The sequence below is a fragment of the Pseudomonas sp. 910_23 genome (assembly GCF_052850795.1).
Genome location: NZ_VXCZ01000001.1, coordinates 368813 through 384370, shown reverse-complemented (window position 1 = coordinate 384370; position 15558 = coordinate 368813). Strand labels below are relative to the sequence as shown.

The following is a 15558-nucleotide window of genomic DNA, read 5'->3' as shown; positions in this document are numbered from 1 at the left end:
CTGGGCTGGCGTCATCGCAGGCAAGCCAGCTCCCACAGTTTGACTGATGTGTGTCAGGTGAATATCAGTGGCTGGACTGGCTTCATCGCAGGCAAGCCAGCTCCCACAGTTTGACTGATGGGGGTCAGGTGAATATCAGTGGCTGGGCTGGCGTCATGCAGGCAAGCCGGCTCTCACAGTTTGATTGGGGTGGTTATCGGGCAGTTGGGTTGAACCTGCCAACGATTTTGCCCTCCTATTGTGCACCATTGCCGGTAATTCAAACGGCCGTTTCCAGGTTATTGCCCTCGCAAACGACCTAACGCATTTGCGCCCTTGAGCGCTTGCCAGCGCTCGGGTAATGTCATCAGACCCACAGGACAGAGCACGCCCATGACTTCCAAGCTGGAACAACTCAAGCAATTCACCACTGTCGTAGCCGATACCGGCGATTTTTCCACCCTCGCCAAGCTCAAGCCGCAAGACGCGACCACCAACCCTTCCCTGCTGCTCAAGGCTGCGTCGATCCCGGGCTATGCCAAGCTGCTGGATGAGTGTGTACAGGACTGCAACGGCGATGTGGGCCTGGCCAGTGACCGCTTTGCGGTGGCGGTGGGTCAAGAAATTCTCAAAGTAGTGCCGGGCCGTATTTCCACTGAGGTGGATGCGCGCCTGTCGTTCGACGAGGCAGCCATTCTCAAGCGTGCGCACCGTCTGATCGACCTGTACGACAAAGCCGGAGTTAGTCGCGATCGCGTGCTGATCAAGATCGCCTCCACCTGGGAAGGCATCCGCGCCGCGGAGAAGCTGGAAAAAGAAGGCATCCAGACCAACCTGACGCTGTTGTTCTCCTTCGCCCAGGCCGTTGCCTGTGCTGAAGCAGGTGTGTTCCTGATTTCGCCGTTCGTGGGCCGTATCTACGACTGGTACAAGAAGGCCAACGGCAACGACTACACCGGTTCCGATGACCCGGGCGTGCAGTCGGTGACGCGCATCTACAACTACTACAAGGCCAATGGCTACAAGACTGTGGTGATGGGTGCGAGCTTCCGTAACCTGAGCCAGATCGAAGAGCTGGCCGGGTGTGACCGCCTGACCATCAGCCCGGACCTGCTGGAGAAGCTGGCGGCGGATGAAGGCAAGCTGGAGCGCAAGCTGGCGCCAGGCCATGCCGGTGAGGCGCGGGTGCATATGACTGAAGCGCAGTTCCGTTGGGAGTCCAACGAGGATGCGATGGCGACTGAGAAGCTGGCAGAGGGCATTCGCCAGTTTGCTCGGGATCAGGAGAAGCTGGAGGCGTTGTTGTCGGCCAAGCTGTAAGGACAGATAGCAGCAAAAAGGGCGGCACCTGTGAGGGTGCCGCCCTTTTTTGTGTGCGCCAGCCTCAAGCCAGTCGCAGATCAACTGTGGGAGGGGGCTTGCTCCCGATTGCGGACTGTCAGTTGGATATGTGCCGACTGATACACCGCTATCGGGAGCAAGCCCCCTCCCACATGGGTATGTGTTTCGACAGGGAAGCCGTCAGTGGCGCTCTAGGGCGTTGACCAGGTCGTGGAAGGCTTCGCGGTTGGACTCGTTGAGGCCCATGAGGATCTTGTGCGCTTCGAGCACCTTGACCCGTACGATCTCTTCGGACTGGTCTTGCGACGGCAGGTCGGTGAGGCATTCCGGGCAGGGAATTGGGCGGTCAACGATGTTGAACACCTGGTCGAAGCCCATCGACTGCAACAGACGGGTGATGTCTTCGTGGGTGGTGACGACCGTCGGCAACAGGCCGACCTTCTGCCGAGACAGAATCGACAGCTTGGCCAACAGCCCCAGGGTGGTGCTGTCGATACTGCGGGTTTCGGTCAGGTCGATCACGATCGCCGAGAAGTTCAGCGCTGTGAAGATCCGCTCAATCGTCGCATCCAGGGCCGAACACAAGGTCAGGCGCACTTCACCGACAAACTTCAGGACGAAGGTCCCGTCTTGCTCGGCGAATTGGATTCTTCCGGTACTCATCAAAGATTCCTGCTCAACACCAATAGGGCGATATCATCCGGCATCTCCCCTAGCGTGGCCAATCCAAAAACCTGCCGCAGGCCATCCAGGCTGCCGCCCGCCGACTTGACCTTTTGGGGCAAGGCGGCTTCTTTCTCTTTGAGTGTAGGCTCTGGAAGAAGGTCCAGGATGCCATCGGACATCAGCGTCAGGCTGAAGGTCGGCGGCAGTTCCAGGATGTGGTCTTCGTAGGTGGCTTCGTTGAACAAGCCCACCGGCAGGCCACGCCCTTCCAGGTAGCGCACACTGTCAGGAGTGTACAAAACAGGCATCGGCAGGTGACCGCCAATGCTGTAGGTCAAAAGACCGGTTTCTTCGTCGATCACGCCGCCGACCATCGTCACGTGCTTGCCCAGCTTGCAGCTGATCAGGCCCCGGTTGATGTGGCCCAGCACCTCGGAAGGGGTGAACTCCGGCAAGGTGCCATTGCGCTTGGACTCGAACAACAGCCGCGTGGTCATGAACTTCAACAACACGGTCACAAAGGCAGAAGAGGCGCCATGGCCGGAAACGTCGGCCAGGTAGAACGCCACGCGTCGCTCATCCACACGGAAATAGTCGACAAAATCACCCGACAGGTATAACGACGGGATGATCTGGTGGGCAAACTTGAACTCGTCGATGCTCCAGGGGCTCACCGGCAGCATGTTCATCTGCACCTGGCGACCGGCGTTCTGGTCTTCCTGGAGCAGATTCAGGCTGGCTTCGAGCTCGCGGTTGGCGGTCTCGAGCTTTTCGCGGTAGCGCTGGTTTTCCAGGAGCAGGCGGGCACGGTCCAGGGCGCGGCGCACCGAGTGCTCCAGCACGGCCAGGTCTTCCAGGGGCTTGATCAGGTAATCGGCAGCGCCCAGGCGCAGGGCTTCGACAGCGTCGTTCATGACACCGGCACCGGACACGACAATCACCGGCGTTTGCGGGGCAAGCTCGGTCACCTGGCGAATCAGCTCCAGGCCGCCCATCTGGGGCATGCGCAGGTCGCAGATCACAAGGTCGGGCTTGTCGCGCTCGAATACCTGGAGACCCTGTTGGCCATTACTGGCCTGCAGGACGCTGAAGCCACTGTCTTCCAAGTAGGCCGCGAGGCTCGCGCGCACTACTTCGTCGTCATCGATTATCAGCAGCGTGGCACTGGTTTTTTGCATGTGGGCAAACGGCGCCAGAATTAGGTTGGCGTAGGCGGCTCGGCAATGGCCGGGCTCACGTACTGGATTCGCTTTCTAGCCTCTCTGTCCTACAAAGCATTGGGATTTCGCCCATGCACAACGGTAAAGCAGAGGTGCCCTTCTAAGGCGCAGACGGTACTCCCATCCGTGAGGGGTTTCAAGCTCATGGCGATGGTCGCCGGGCGTCTTTACCCTGCAAATCACCGGGAGTTATAAGAACCGCTTGGACCACAACACAAAGTAAGGTTGTGGCACCCATAAAAAAGGCGACCATCAAGAGGTCGCCTTATTTCATTTCAAGATGTCACGGCTTAAAAGTCGTCGACAACCTTGCCATCCTTGACCTTGAACTCACGGTTCTGCAGGTAGGCGTTACGGATAAAGGTGTACTTGTCGCCGCTGATCAGCTTCTCGCTGTCGAGCAGGCTGGCGCGCACGTCAACGACGTTGAGGCCGAAGGTGCTGTTACGCCAGCCGATGTCGTTCATGTAGCGGTACGGCTGGGTGTAGCTGTCGACGTACTTGGACGGCGCATCACGCAAGGTGCTTGGGCCCAGCAATGGGATCATCACGTAGGGGCCGCTGCCGACGCCCCAGTAGCCGAGGGTCTGGCCGAAGTCTTCGTCGCTGCGCTGCAGCCCCATTTTGGTGCCGACATCGATAAAGCCCAGCACGCCAAAGGTGGTGTTGACCAACAGGCGAGCGGTGTCGACGCCTGCATTGTGCGGCTTGAGTTGCAGCACGTTGTTGGCCAGGTTGCCGACATCGCCGATGTTACGGAAGAAGTTGTGAACGCCGTCCTGCACAAACTGCGGGGTGACGAACTGATAGCCCTGGGCGATCGGCTTGAGGGCGTAGGTATCAACGGTGTCGTTAAAGGTGAAGATCGGGCGGTTGACGCTTTCCCATGGATCATCTTCCGACGCGGCTTGAGCGGCGAACGGTGCCAACAGGATGGTGGCACACACCGATAGCTGAGCGAAGTAGTGGCTCCAGCGCATAGCTTTTGCTCCTTGAATGGTCTGTCATGGGCGCTATGCCCTGAATAAGGCCGTCAGTATATGACGGAAGTGTGTGTTTAGGCAGCTACCAGGGTCCTGTCTCACGAAAAATGCACAAAATTCCTACAAACACAGTCAGTGTCATGGCCTTGTCATGCCACCCCGATAGTGTTGCTGCTATTTCAGGGACGTTCAGATGCCACACGCCGAGATTGCCATCGCCACAGCCCCCTCGTTGACCGCCGTGCTATTTGGCCTGAGTGGCTGCCTGGTGGATTTCGGTTCCCTCGCGCGTACCGACTCGCCCTGCCCCGGCTGCGTGGCTACACCCGGCGCCTTGAAAAGCCTGCGTAGCCTGAAAGAACAAGGCGTGCCCTGCGCCTGGCTGGATGAACTGCCCCCATCGGTGACCGCGCCCCTTTCCGCCAGCCTGCCAAGCTGGATCAAGGCCGCCTCGCCCTCCTCCATCCGCTGGCCCGCGCCCCACGCCTGCTGGCAAGCCTTGATGGAGTTGAACATTGAGCGCCTGGAAGGCTGCGTGCTGGTCAGCGGCGAGCCGCGCCTGCTGCAATCGGGCTTGAATGCCGGGTTGTGGACTATCGGCCTGGCCTCCTGTGGCTCGCTCTGCGGCCTGTCACCCGAGCAATGGCAGGCACTGACCGCGCAGCAACGCGAATACAAGCGCGGCAAGGCGACGGTAGCGCTCTATGGCCTGGGCGTGCACTCGGTGATCGACCACCTGGGCGAGTTGGGCAGTTGCCTGGCGGACATCAGCCTGCGCCGGCTCAAAGGCGAGAAGCCCTGATCAAGATCATGCACGGTTGGCCGCAGTGGATTAATCTAGAGGCCAGCCCGTAGACCTTTCCCGGCGCGCCGCGGTCTATGCCAGTGACTATCGATAAAAGGAAAGAACGTCATGCCTGATCGCAAAAAGCTGGAAGAACAGATCGAGATCCTGCGTGGGCAGTTGGAACAGGAGCTACCGCTGTCACCTGAAAAACGTGAAGCGTTGGAGGAATTGATTGCCAAGTTCGAAGTGCAACTTGAATTGGAGCCGGCCACTCAGACGCCAAGCATCTCCGACGATGTGAATCAAGCGGCCATAGAGTTCGACGCTGAGCACCCGGTCATTTCCGGGACATTGCGCAATATCATGATCACCCTGGGCAATATCGGCATCTAACCCGACCCTAAGCCAAATAAAGAACCAAAATGTGGGAGGGGGCTTGCTCCCGATAGCAGAAGTTCAGACACAGATGCTGTGACTGACACTCCGCTATCGGGAGCAAGCCCCCTCCCACATTTGCTTGTTTATGCAGGCTTACTGACGCGCCAGACGCACGTTCAGGAACTGGGTATTTTCAGTACTGCGGTACGGGTTGATATCCAACCCTCCCCGACGCACATAACGCGCATACACGGTCAATTTCTCCGGCTTGAGCAAGCGCTGCAAGTCCAGGAAGATCCGCTCCACGCACTGCTCATGGAAGTCCGAGTGCTGGCGAAAGCTGACGATATATTCCAGCAGGCTGGCGTGATCCAGCGCCGCGCCACGGTACTCCACTACCACGCTGCCCCAATCGGGCTGGCTGGTCACCGGGCAGTTGGATTTGAGCAGATGGCTGTGCACGCTCTCCTCAACAACACGCGAGTCATCACAGCGCAGCAGCTCCGGGCGCGGGTGCTCGTAGCTGCTGACATTGATATCCAGGCCGTCGATGCACGCACCCGGCAACGCCATCACACCTTCGGCCTCGATGTCAGCCAGGCTGCGGATACGCACAGTCACCGGCTTGCCGGCAGCAGCGCTGAGGTCGGTGCGCAAGGTAGCTTCAAGGCTTTGCGTATCGGCAAACGCAGTCTGGTTCAGCGAGTTGAGGTACAGCTTGAACGACTTGGACTCGATGATGTTCGGCGAGTCCGCCGGAATGCTGAACTCACCGATGGCCACCACCGGCTTGCCCGATGGCAGCAACCAGGACAATTCAAAGCAGTTCCAGAAATCCACGCCCTTGTACGGCAGGGTGTCGGCGCTCAGGCCCAGTTCGGCCCATTTGGCGGCACGCGGAATCGGGAACAGCAACGAAGGCGTATAGGTAGAGATGTATTCACTGGACTTGCCCAGCGGCGAATGTTCGGCTGCGGGATGCATGGCGGAAACCTGGCTAAATAAACCGCGCCAGTCTACCAGCCTTTGCCCCCGCCCTTAACAAACGCCTCACTCAACGGTCAGTTTACCGACCATGCCCGCCTGATAATGGCCGGGAAGGTTGCAAGCGAACTCCAGGCCAGTGGCCTTGGTGAAGGTCCAGGTCAGTTCGGCCGTCTTGCCCGGCTCCACCAACACACTGTTGGGATCGTCATGCTTCATGCCGCCCATATCGCCGTGGCCCATGGCGCTGTGGTCCATCTTGCCCATGCCGGTGGCGGTGAGCATACCGCTGGCTTGCATCTGCAGCATCTCTTTCTGGTGAGCGGCATGCATTGCCGCGTCGCCCAGGTTGAATTCATGGAGCAAGCGGCCTTTGTTGACCAGTACAAACTGCACGGTTTCACCGGCTTTTACGTCCAGGCTCTTGGGCTCGAAGGCAATGTCCTGCAGGGTGACTTTCACGGTACGCGTGGCCTTGGCTGCCGGAGCCGGTTGGCCGAATGCGTAACCATGAGCCGCATCCGCCAGCGCATTGAAGCTCAGCGCCAATAAGCAGACCGCCGTTAACAGGGATGTACGCAACGCCATTTCTCACGCTCCAAAAATAGGTGACCAGCTTGGGCCGCACTTTAAGATAGCCTCGCTGCCAGCCAGCTGACTGCTAGATTACAACTTTGTCAGCTTGCGCCCATACCTCTGCGCCCACGGTATAAAGGCCCGCGCTTACCCCTTGCCAAGAGCCCAACATGAAACTGCTGATCGTCGAAGACCAACCCAAAACCGGCCACTATCTGCGTCAAGGCTTGGCCGAGGCGGGCTTTACCACCGAACTGGTGGCCGACGGCACGACCGGCCAGCACCTGGCGCTGAGCGGGGATTATGACTTGTTGATCCTCGATGTGATGCTTCCGGGCCGCGACGGCTGGCAGATCCTGCAGGCGGTGCGCAGTGCCGGCCTGGACATGCCGGTGCTGTTCCTCACCGCTCGCGATGCGGTGGAGGACCGCGTACATGGCCTGGAACTGGGCGCCGACGACTACCTGGTCAAGCCCTTCGCCTTTTCCGAACTGCTGGCCCGGGTGCGCACTTTGTTACGCCGTGGCAGCAGCACACCGCAGGAAACCACCCTGCAACTGGCCGACCTGCGTCTGGACCTGATCCGTCGCCGCGTCGAGCGCGACGGCCAGCGCATCGACCTCACCGCCAAGGAGTTTGCCCTGCTGGAAATGCTGCTGCGTCGCCAGGGCGAGGTGCTGCCCAAGACGCTGATCGCGTCCCAGGTGTGGGACATGAATTTCGACAGCGACACCAACATTATCGAAGTGGCGATCCGCCGCCTGCGCCTGAAAGTCGACGATAACTTCCCCAACAAACTGATCCACACCGTGCGCGGCATGGGTTACGTGCTGGAGGAGCGCTTCACGTGATCAAGCGCCTGTCCCTGACCAGCCGCCTGGCGCTGCTGTTTGCCGCCTGCACCGCGGTGGTCTCGTTGATCGCCGGCGTACTGTTCAATCGCGCCAGCGAAGCGCACTTCGTCGAGCTGGACCAGCAACTGCTCGACAGCAAGCTGGTGGCCCTGCGCAGTGCCTTGCAGGGTGTCGACTCACGTGAAGCCTTCGCCCTGCGCGGCCCGCAATTGCGCGCCGAGCTGGATCACCAGCCCGACTTCACCGTGCGCATCACGGCGGCCGGCCAGCGCTGGGTGGACGGTGCGCCGAACCTCAGCGTGCCCGCCGCCCCGGGCCTGCACAGCCTGCAAAACGCAGGCACCGACTACCGTGTGTACAACGCGCCGTTGACGCCCGGCCAACCCGGTTCGCCACAACTGAGCCTGATACTCGACATCACCCACCACCAGCACTTCCTGGAGCATATGCAACGCTTGATCTGGCTGACCGTCGGCCTCTCCGCGCTGGCTACCGCCCTGCTCGGCGCCTGGGCTGCGCGCAGTGGGTTGCGACCGTTGCGGCGCATGGGCGAGGTGGCCGCCAGCGTATCAGCCCACTCGCTGACCCAACGCCTGCCCCAGGCGCAAATGCCGGTGGAGCTGGCGGAACTGGCCCAAGCTTTTAACGCCATGCTGGGGCGCCTGGACGACGCGTTCCAACGCCTCTCGGCGTTTTCCGCCGATATCGCCCACGAACTGCGTACCCCGCTATCGAACCTGCTGACCCAAACCCAGGTCATTCTCACCCAGCCACGCCCACTGGAGGATTACCGCGAGGCGCTGCACAGCAACCTGGAAGAGTTGCAGTGGATGGCGCAACTGGTCAACGACATGCTGTACCTGGCCAAAGCCGACCACGGCCTGCTGATGCCCAACCGTGAAGCCCTGGATCTGGGCGATGAGGTCGACGCACTGTTGGAGTTTTTTACCCTGCTGGCAGAGGATGCGCAGGTCACGCTGGTACGCGAAGGCAGCGCCCATACGCTGGGCGATCGCGGCATGTTGCGCCGGGCTCTGTCGAACTTGCTGGATAACGCGCTGCGGTTTACTCCACCAGGCGGTGAAGTGCGGGTGCGGATAGAGAGTGGCGTGACACTGACAGTTGAGAACACCGGGGAAGGTATTCCTGCGCAGCTGTTGCCGCGGCTGTTTGACCGGTTCTACCGAGCCGACCCGTCAAGGCGGCCAGGCAGCAGTGAACATGCGGGGCTGGGGTTGGCGATTACCCAGTCGATTGTGCGGGCGCATGGGGGGAGGATTTATTGTGAGTCGCAGGCGGGCTGGACCAGGTTTGTGATTGAGTTGCCCAAGGGAGATTGATGCAAGCTGGGCCGGCCCTATCGGGGGCAAGCCCCCTCCCACATTTTGACCTCATTGTTCCTGTATAAACGCGGTCCAGTGTGGGAGGGGGCTTGCCCCCGATAGCGGTCTAAGACCTTACGAATATCTCAAGGCATGGGCCGGCTCAATCTTCGCCGCCCGATACGCCGGGTAAATCGTCGCCAAAAAGCTCAACACAAACCCCGCCGAGCAAATCAGCAACACATCCCCACCTTGCAGCTCCGAAGGCAGGTTGCTGACAAAATACACATCCGAACTAAAGATATGCTGCCCGCTCACCCGCTCCAGCCAACCTACCAGTTCGCTCACGTTCAGCGCTGCAATTACCCCCAGCACGCCGCCGATCAAGGTGCCGACCACGCCGATCACCGTGCCCTGCACCATGAAGATCGCCATGATCTGCCGAGGCGTGGCGCCGATGGTGCGCAGGATCGCGATGTCCGCGCCCTTGTCGTTCACCACCATGATCAACGTGGCGATGATGTTGAACGCAGCGACTGCGACGATCATCAGCAACAACAGACCGATCATGGTCTTTTCCATCTTCATCGCGCTGAACAGGCTGCCCTGGGTGTGGGTCCAGTCATCCGGCTTGTAAGCCGCGCCGAGACTGGCAGCGATATCCGCCGAGACTTTGGGCGCTGCGTACAGGTCCTTCACCGCTAGGCGCACGCTTTGCACCTGGTTGGGCTGCCAATGCTGGATTTCTGCCGCGTCGGCCATGTGGATCAGGGCCATGGAGCCATCCAGCTCGGCGCCGACCTTGAAGATGCCCACCACGTTCAACCGCTGCATACGCGGGGTGATGCCACCCGGGGCGCTGCTGAGTTCCGGGACGATCAGGGTCAGCTTGTCGCCCACGTTCAGGCGAAAGCGCCGCGCGGTGATATCACCGACCACCACGCCGAACTCACCGGGTTTGAGGTCGTCCAGTTTGCCGCGCACGATGTGCTGGGTCACGATCGACACCTTGCCTTCCTGGGCCGGGTCGACGCCGCTGATCTCGATCGGCTGCATGGCGCCCTTGTAGGAGAACATGCCGTCCATCTGTGTGAACGGTACCGCAGCTGTAACTTGCGGATTCTTCATCGCGGCAGCCGCCACCGGTTGCCAGTCATCAATCGGCTTTACGCCGACGATGGTGGCGTGGGGCACCATGCCGAGGATGCGCGAGCTCATTTCGCGCTGGAAGCCGTTCATCACAGACAGCACCACGATCATGGCCAATACGCCCAGGGCGAGGCCGATCATCGAGGTCATCGAGATAAACGAGACAAAACGGTTACGGCGCTTGGCGCGGGTATAGCGCGTGCCGATGAAAATGGATAACGGTCTGAACATTCGCGTACACCGCCTGAAAAAATGAAAAAGCCCGACGCCAGGCGCCAGGCTTGAAACAGGTCAGATGGCGACCAGGTGACCTTCCTGCAGGTGCAACACGCGGTCCATCTGCCGGGCCATGCTCATGTCATGGGTCACCACCAGGAACGCGGTGCGCATCTGGGTGCTCAGTTCCAGCATCAAGTCCTTGATGCCCTGGGCGGTGTGGGAGTCGAGGTTGCCGGTCGGCTCGTCGAGCATCACCAGGCCAGGGTTGTTCACCAGGGCGCGGGCAATCGCCACACGCTGGCGCTCACCGCCGGAGAGTTCGGCCGGCTTGTGCTCCAGGCGATGGCCGAGGCCGACGCGTTCCAGCAAGGCGGTGGCACGTTGGCGCGCCTCCGGGATCGCGGTCTTGCCGATCAACAGCGGCATGCACACGTTTTCCAGGGCGGTGAATTCCGGCAACAGGTGGTGAAACTGGTACACAAAGCCCAGCGAGCGATTACGCAGTTGGCCTCGGGCCTTTTCATTCAACGCCGACAGTTCTTCGCCGGCCAGCCATACGCTGCCCTGGGACGGCGTATCGAGGCCGCCCAACAGGTTCAGCAAGGTGCTTTTGCCGGAGCCGGAACTGCCGACGATCGCCACGCGTTCGCCCGGATGCAGTTCCAGTTGCAGGTTCGACAGCACGACCACCGATTCCGGGCCTTCCTCGTAGGATTTGCCCAGGTTGCGGCAGCTCAGGATTGCTTTTTCACTCATGCCCGATTCACTCATAACGTAATGCCTGTGCTGGCTGGGTACGTGCCGCGCGCCAGGCTGGATACAGGGTGGCAAGGAAGCTCAGGACCAACGCGGCGCCGCCCACCATCAGCACGTCCTGGGTTTGCACCTGGGACGGCAAGTAGTCGATGAAGTAGACGTCAGCGTTGAGAAACTTGTGGCCGATCACTTTTTCAAGCAAGGCGATGGCGGCGCTGACGTTCAGCGCCGCCAGAATGCCCACCGCGGTACCGATCAGGGTGCCGACCACGCCAATCACGGTGCCCTGCACCATGAAGATCGCCATGATCTGCCCCGGCGTGGCGCCCAGGGTACGCAGGATGGCGATATCGCCCTTCTTGTCGTTCACTACCATCACCAGCGTGGAAATGATGTTGAACGCAGCCACGGCGACGATCAGCAGCAACAGCAGGCCGATCATGGCTTTCTCCATGCGGATGGCCTGGTAGAGGTTGCCGTGGGTACGGGTCCAGTCGCGGGCGTAATACTCGGATTCACCCAAGTGCTGAGCGATTTCCCAGGCGCCGCGCGGGGCGTCGAACAGGTCGTTGAACTTCAGCCGCAGGCCCTGCACCTGGTCAGGCTGCCAGCGATGCAGGCGGGCCAGGTCGGTAAGGTTGGTCAGGCCGATGTAACCGTCGATCTCGCCAGCGCCGACGTGGAAGGTACCCACCACGGTAAAGCGCTTCATACGCGGGAACATGCCCGCCGGGGTCACGGTGACTTCCGGAGCGACGAAGGTCAGCTTGTCGCCAACGCCCACACCGAGCTTGGCCGCGGCCTTGTCACCGATAACGATGCCGAAACTGCCAGGGGCCAGGTCGTCGAGCTTACCTTGCTGCATGAACTTGTCGATGATCGAGACGTTGCGCTCCTGGGCCGGGTCGATGGCATTGAGCAGGATCTTCTGCACCTTGCCGTCGTTGGTCAGCAACCCCTGCATCTGGGTAAACGGCGCGACCGCCACCACCTTGGGGTTCTGCTTGACCTTGGCGGCCAGGCTTTGCCAGTCGTTGATGGGCGCATCGCCCTCAATGGTCGCGTGGGGCACCATGCCCAGCACGCGGGTGCGCATCTCATGATCGAAGCCGTTCATCACCGACAGCACCACGATCATCACGACCACGCCCAGGGCGAGACCGATCATCGAGGTCAAGGAAATGAACGACACAAAATGATTGCGACGCTTTGCACGGGTATAACGCGTGCCGATAAATACGAAGAGAGGTCTGAACATGTCGGGGCTTGTTCGGAGGAAAAGAAGACGTCCCGGTGGCGGGGTCTGGTAAGCAGCTTTACACTCAGACCATTACCGTTACCTGGGGTTCGCCATGTCGACATTAGATGAAGAAGAGCGCCGCGAATACTACCGTATCGACGACATGATCGCACTTCAAATCAGCACATTGTCTGGCCCCGACGCGGCGAGCAAGGAAGTGTTGCTGGATGATTCGCCGCTGTTCAATCTGCTCAGCGAACTGCACCTGAGCGAATTCGAAGCCCAGCACCTGCTGCGTCAGATCAGCGAGAAAGATCGCAGCCTGGCGGCCTTCCTCAAAGTACAAAACAAGCGCCTGGATCTGCTCAGCCAGGTCATGGCCCGCGGCCTGCTGGCTGAAGTGGGCGCGCCGCAACCGGTGATTCTTTCCGAAGGCGGCATCGACTTCCAGCACCCTACCCCGCTGGCCCCCGATACCCATCTGGCAGTCAAGCTGGTGCTGATGCCCCAAGCGCTCGGCCTGTTACTGCGCGCACGAGTGACCCATTGCGATCCCCAGGGCGAGGGCTTTGATGTGGGCACGGAATTCGAATCCATGACCGATGCCCAACGCCAACTGCTGGCGCGCTACATCCTGCAAAAGCAGGCGCAGGAACGCCGTCTGGCGCGAGAGCAAAGCGACGACCTCTGAATACCTATTCATTCCGCCAGCGATCCTGGCGCAAAGGAGCAACTGTGACCCTGATCTACGGCCATCGCGGTGCCAAAGGCGAAGCACCGGAAAATACCCTGACCAGCTTTCAGGAATGCCTCAAGCACGGCGTACGTCGTTGCGAACTGGACCTGCACCTGTCCATGGACGGCGAGCTGATGGTCATCCATGACCCGACCCTCAAGCGCACCGCCGACCGGCGCGGCAAGGTCGTCGAGTACTCGGCGGCTGATCTGGTGAAGATGGACGCGCGCAAAGGCGGCCCGGGTTGGGTCAGCCCGTGCCCGATCCCACGCCTGGAGGAGCTGTTCGAAAAGTGCGACTTCGATCACTGGCAACTGGAAGTCAAAAGCGCTTCACGCACTCGCGCTGCAACCACCGTGCTGGCAATCCGTGAGATGGCCGTACGCTTTGGCCTGATGGACAAGGTCACCGTGACGTCAAGCTCACGGGAGGTGTTGAAAGCCGCAGTAGAACTCACCCCGGACCTGTCACGCGGGCTCGTGGCCGAGTACGCCTGGCTCGACCCGTTGAAGGTCGCGCAGAACTACGGCTGTGAGTACCTGGCATTGAACTGGACGTTATGCACCCCTGAGCGGCTGGAGAAAGCCCAGCGCCAGGGTTTGCATGTATCCGTGTGGACGGTCAACGAACCTGCGCTGATGCGCAGGCTCGCCGACTTCGGCGTAGATAGCCTGATTACAGACTTTCCCGGTTTGGCCACTGCCACTCTCGGGAATTACTGAAATCGGTCTCCCCGGCCGGCTCAGGCCACCGGCCGGAGCCGCTCAAAAAAGCCGGTTGAGGCCGTCGTAGGCGGCTACCCGATAGGCTTCGGCCATGGTCGGGTAGTTGAAGGTGGTGTTGACGAAATACTTGAGGGTGTTGAGATCACCCGGCTGGCTCATGATCGCCTGGCCGATGTGCACGATCTCCGACGCCTGGTAGCCGAAGCAATGCACGCCGAGGACCTCCAGGGTTTCACGGTGGAACAGAATCTTCAGCATGCCTTGCGGCTCACCGGCAATCTGCGCACGCGCCATGCTCTTGAAGAACGCCTTGCCCACTTCGTAAGGCACCTTGGCCTTGGTCAGTTCGTGCTCGTTCTTGCCGATGGAGCTGATCTCGGGAATCGTGTAGATCCCGGTCGGCACATCATTCACGTAGCGCCAGCTGCCATTGTCGACGATGCTGCCGGCGGCCGAACGGCCCTGGTCATGGGCGGCGCTGGCCAGGCTTGGCCAGCCGATCACGTCACCGGCACCGTAGATATTGGTTACGCAGGTGCGGTAGTTCTCGTCCACCTCGATCTGGCCACGGCTGTTGACCTTGACCCCAATATTTTCCATACCCAGCTTGTCGGTGTTGCCGGTACGGCCATTGCACCACAGCAAGGCGTCGGCCTTGATCTTCTTGCCGGACTTGAGGTGCAGGATCACACCGTTGTCCAGGCCTTCGACCCGCTCGTACTCTTCGTTGTGGCGCACGGTGATGTTGTTGTTGCTGAAGTGGTAGCTCAACGCCTGGGAAATTTCCGAGTCGAGGAAGCTCAGTAACTGGTCACGGTTGTCCACCAGCTCCACCAGTACACCCAGGCCGCTGAAGATCGAGGCGTATTCGCAGCCGATCACGCCGGCGCCATAGATGATCAGTTTGCGCGGGGTGTGGCCCAGGCTGAGGATGGTGTCGCTATCGTAGATACGCGGGTGGTGGAAATCGATGTCCGCCGGGCGATACGGGCGCGAACCGGTGGCGATGATGATGTGCTTGGCCACCAGCTTCTCGACCACGCCATTGGCGCAGACCACTTCGACGGTTTGCTCGTCGGCGAAGCTGCCGGTGCCGAAGAACAGGTCGACGCGGTTACGGGCGTAGTAGCCGGTACGCGAAGCGACTTGCTTGGAGATGACTTTTTCGGCGCTTTTCAACACGTCCGGGAACGAGAACCAGCGCGGCTCGCCAATGGCCCGGAACATCGGGTTGGTGTTGAACTGCATGATCTGGCGCACGGAGTGACGCAACGCCTTGGACGGGATGGTACCCAGGTGGGTGCAGTTACCGCCGACCTGACGACGGCTATCGACCATCGCCACCTTGCGCCCTGCTTTGGCAGCGTTCATCGCCGCACCTTCTCCAGCCGGGCCGGAACCCAGTACCACCACGTCGTAGTTGTAGACAGCCATGCGTACTCCTCAGAACAGGCCAGGCGTACGGTTGGACGCCGGGCTAAATCATGCCGCGGCCAGCGGACATGAAGGACAATTTGGCTCAAGTGTGTGAACCGGGGCACAGTCTATAGAAGGCCGAGCGCCGCGAACATTAACCCTTGGTCGCGTCGTAGGCCAGTGTTGCCATACTACAGGACGCAAATCAGCGCCGAATTGAGGGTGAG

General features: G+C 60.4%; 16 protein-coding genes. 7 read left to right on the top strand and 9 right to left on the bottom strand.

Translation table 11 applies throughout. The features are described 5' to 3' along the window. Window positions 1-372: 372 nt before the first annotated feature. Window positions 373-1299 carry a transaldolase gene (tal, locus tag FW800_RS01800; protein WP_003189693.1) on the top strand — a complete coding sequence of 309 codons (927 nt, stop codon included), beginning with the start codon at window positions 373-375 and terminating at the stop codon, window positions 1297-1299. A gap of 201 nt (window positions 1300-1500) precedes the next feature. On the opposite strand, the gene rssC is transcribed toward tal, so the two are convergent. From rssC to FW800_RS01785, 3 genes are all read right to left on the bottom strand, one after another. Further along, on the bottom strand, window positions 1501-1983 hold the full coding sequence (gene rssC / locus FW800_RS01795; protein WP_010212025.1) for an anti-sigma factor antagonist RssC: 483 nt from the start codon (window positions 1981-1983) through the stop codon (window positions 1501-1503). Next, window positions 1983-3164 carry a two-component system response regulator RssB gene (rssB, locus tag FW800_RS01790; protein WP_005786210.1) on the bottom strand — a complete coding sequence of 394 codons (1182 nt, stop codon included), beginning with the start codon at window positions 3162-3164 and terminating at the stop codon, window positions 1983-1985. The genes rssC and rssB overlap by 1 nt, the downstream gene beginning before the upstream one ends. Before the next feature lie 332 nt (window positions 3165-3496). Further along, window positions 3497-4186 (bottom strand): MlaA family lipoprotein, encoded by a 690-nt coding sequence (locus FW800_RS01785; protein WP_005786208.1) that lies wholly within the window; start codon window positions 4184-4186, stop codon window positions 3497-3499. Window positions 4187-4382: 196 nt separating this feature from the next. Here FW800_RS01785 and FW800_RS01780 point away from each other — a divergent pair, with 196 nt between their 5' ends. Continuing rightward, the gene (locus FW800_RS01780) at window positions 4383-4991 is read left to right on the top strand and encodes a hypothetical protein (protein WP_032877205.1); all 609 of its coding nucleotides are present in this window, start codon (window positions 4383-4385) and stop codon (window positions 4989-4991) included. Between the two features lie 111 nt (window positions 4992-5102). Then, entirely contained in the window at window positions 5103-5369 is a 267-nt protein-coding gene (locus FW800_RS01775; RefSeq protein WP_446436841.1) for a DUF4404 family protein, read from the top strand. A gap of 138 nt (window positions 5370-5507) precedes the next feature. Here the strand turns inward: FW800_RS01775 and queF are convergent, their stop codons facing one another. Beyond that, complete coding sequence (queF, locus tag FW800_RS01770; protein ID WP_032877206.1) at window positions 5508-6338, bottom strand: NADPH-dependent 7-cyano-7-deazaguanine reductase QueF; 831 nt, start codon at window positions 6336-6338, stop codon at window positions 5508-5510. Between the two features lie 66 nt (window positions 6339-6404). Beyond that, on the bottom strand, window positions 6405-6926 hold the full coding sequence (gene copI, locus FW800_RS01765; RefSeq protein WP_446436840.1) for a copper-resistant cuproprotein CopI: 522 nt from the start codon (window positions 6924-6926) through the stop codon (window positions 6405-6407). Window positions 6927-7084: 158 nt separating this feature from the next. Here copI and FW800_RS01760 point away from each other — a divergent pair, with 158 nt between their 5' ends. Together FW800_RS01760 and FW800_RS01755 are read left to right on the top strand one after the other, a co-directional pair. Then, the gene (locus tag FW800_RS01760) at window positions 7085-7765 is read left to right on the top strand and encodes a heavy metal response regulator transcription factor (protein WP_005786195.1); all 681 of its coding nucleotides are present in this window, start codon (window positions 7085-7087) and stop codon (window positions 7763-7765) included. Next, window positions 7762-9108, top strand: coding sequence for a heavy metal sensor histidine kinase (locus FW800_RS01755; RefSeq protein ID WP_446436839.1), 1347 nt, complete (start codon window positions 7762-7764; stop codon window positions 9106-9108). The genes FW800_RS01760 and FW800_RS01755 overlap by 4 nt, the downstream gene beginning before the upstream one ends. 117 nt (window positions 9109-9225) lie before the next feature. Here the strand turns inward: FW800_RS01755 and FW800_RS01750 are convergent, their stop codons facing one another. The 3 genes from FW800_RS01750 to FW800_RS01740 are packed head-to-tail and all read right to left on the bottom strand — an operon-like array spanning window position 9226 to window position 12472. Then, window positions 9226-10470 (bottom strand): lipoprotein-releasing ABC transporter permease subunit, encoded by a 1245-nt coding sequence (locus tag FW800_RS01750; RefSeq protein WP_005786190.1) that lies wholly within the window; start codon window positions 10468-10470, stop codon window positions 9226-9228. Between the two features lie 60 nt (window positions 10471-10530). Continuing rightward, complete coding sequence (gene lolD, locus FW800_RS01745; RefSeq protein ID WP_019818240.1) at window positions 10531-11214, bottom strand: lipoprotein-releasing ABC transporter ATP-binding protein LolD; 684 nt, start codon at window positions 11212-11214, stop codon at window positions 10531-10533. A 7-nt stretch (window positions 11215-11221) separates the two neighbouring features. Continuing rightward, a complete protein-coding gene (locus FW800_RS01740; protein ID WP_032877209.1) occupies window positions 11222-12472 on the bottom strand; it encodes a lipoprotein-releasing ABC transporter permease subunit in 1251 nt (416 codons plus the stop codon). 94 nt (window positions 12473-12566) lie between these two features. Here FW800_RS01740 and FW800_RS01735 point away from each other — a divergent pair, with 94 nt between their 5' ends. Both FW800_RS01735 and FW800_RS01730 read left to right on the top strand, forming a co-directional pair. Further along, window positions 12567-13145, top strand: a complete 579-nt coding sequence (locus FW800_RS01735) for a PilZ domain-containing protein (RefSeq protein WP_446436838.1) — start codon at window positions 12567-12569, stop codon at window positions 13143-13145. 44 nt (window positions 13146-13189) lie between these two features. Next, window positions 13190-13912, top strand: a complete 723-nt coding sequence (locus FW800_RS01730; RefSeq protein WP_003172585.1) for a glycerophosphodiester phosphodiesterase — start codon at window positions 13190-13192, stop codon at window positions 13910-13912. A gap of 42 nt (window positions 13913-13954) precedes the next feature. Here the strand turns inward: FW800_RS01730 and sthA are convergent, their stop codons facing one another. Next, window positions 13955-15349: a Si-specific NAD(P)(+) transhydrogenase gene (gene sthA, locus FW800_RS01725; protein ID WP_056847305.1), complete on the bottom strand. Its 1395-nt coding sequence runs from the start codon at window positions 15347-15349 to the stop codon at window positions 13955-13957. Window positions 15350-15558: the final 209 nt, after the last annotated feature.

Excerpts from the sequence above, each read along its gene's own strand:
- tal (WP_003189693.1), top strand. The coding sequence starts at position 373 with ATGACTTCCAAGCTGGAACAACTCAAGCAATTCACCACTGTCGTAGCC.
- rssC (WP_010212025.1), bottom strand. The coding sequence starts at position 1,983 with ATGAGTACCGGAAGAATCCAATTCGCCGAGCAAGACGGGACCTTCGTC.
- rssB (WP_005786210.1), bottom strand. The coding sequence starts at position 3,164 with ATGCAAAAAACCAGTGCCACGCTGCTGATAATCGATGACGACGAAGTA.
- FW800_RS01785 (WP_005786208.1), bottom strand. The coding sequence starts at position 4,186 with ATGCGCTGGAGCCACTACTTCGCTCAGCTATCGGTGTGTGCCACCATC.
- FW800_RS01780 (WP_032877205.1), top strand. The coding sequence starts at position 4,383 with ATGCCACACGCCGAGATTGCCATCGCCACAGCCCCCTCGTTGACCGCC.
- FW800_RS01775 (WP_446436841.1), top strand. The coding sequence starts at position 5,103 with ATGCCTGATCGCAAAAAGCTGGAAGAACAGATCGAGATCCTGCGTGGG.
- queF (WP_032877206.1), bottom strand. The coding sequence starts at position 6,338 with ATGCATCCCGCAGCCGAACATTCGCCGCTGGGCAAGTCCAGTGAATAC.
- copI (WP_446436840.1), bottom strand. The coding sequence starts at position 6,926 with ATGGCGTTGCGTACATCCCTGTTAACGGCGGTCTGCTTATTGGCGCTG.
- FW800_RS01760 (WP_005786195.1), top strand. The coding sequence starts at position 7,085 with ATGAAACTGCTGATCGTCGAAGACCAACCCAAAACCGGCCACTATCTG.
- FW800_RS01750 (WP_005786190.1), bottom strand. The coding sequence starts at position 10,470 with ATGTTCAGACCGTTATCCATTTTCATCGGCACGCGCTATACCCGCGCC.
- lolD (WP_019818240.1), bottom strand. The coding sequence starts at position 11,214 with ATGAGTGAAAAAGCAATCCTGAGCTGCCGCAACCTGGGCAAATCCTAC.
- FW800_RS01740 (WP_032877209.1), bottom strand. The coding sequence starts at position 12,472 with ATGTTCAGACCTCTCTTCGTATTTATCGGCACGCGTTATACCCGTGCA.
- FW800_RS01735 (WP_446436838.1), top strand. The coding sequence starts at position 12,567 with ATGTCGACATTAGATGAAGAAGAGCGCCGCGAATACTACCGTATCGAC.
- sthA (WP_056847305.1), bottom strand. The coding sequence starts at position 15,349 with ATGGCTGTCTACAACTACGACGTGGTGGTACTGGGTTCCGGCCCGGCT.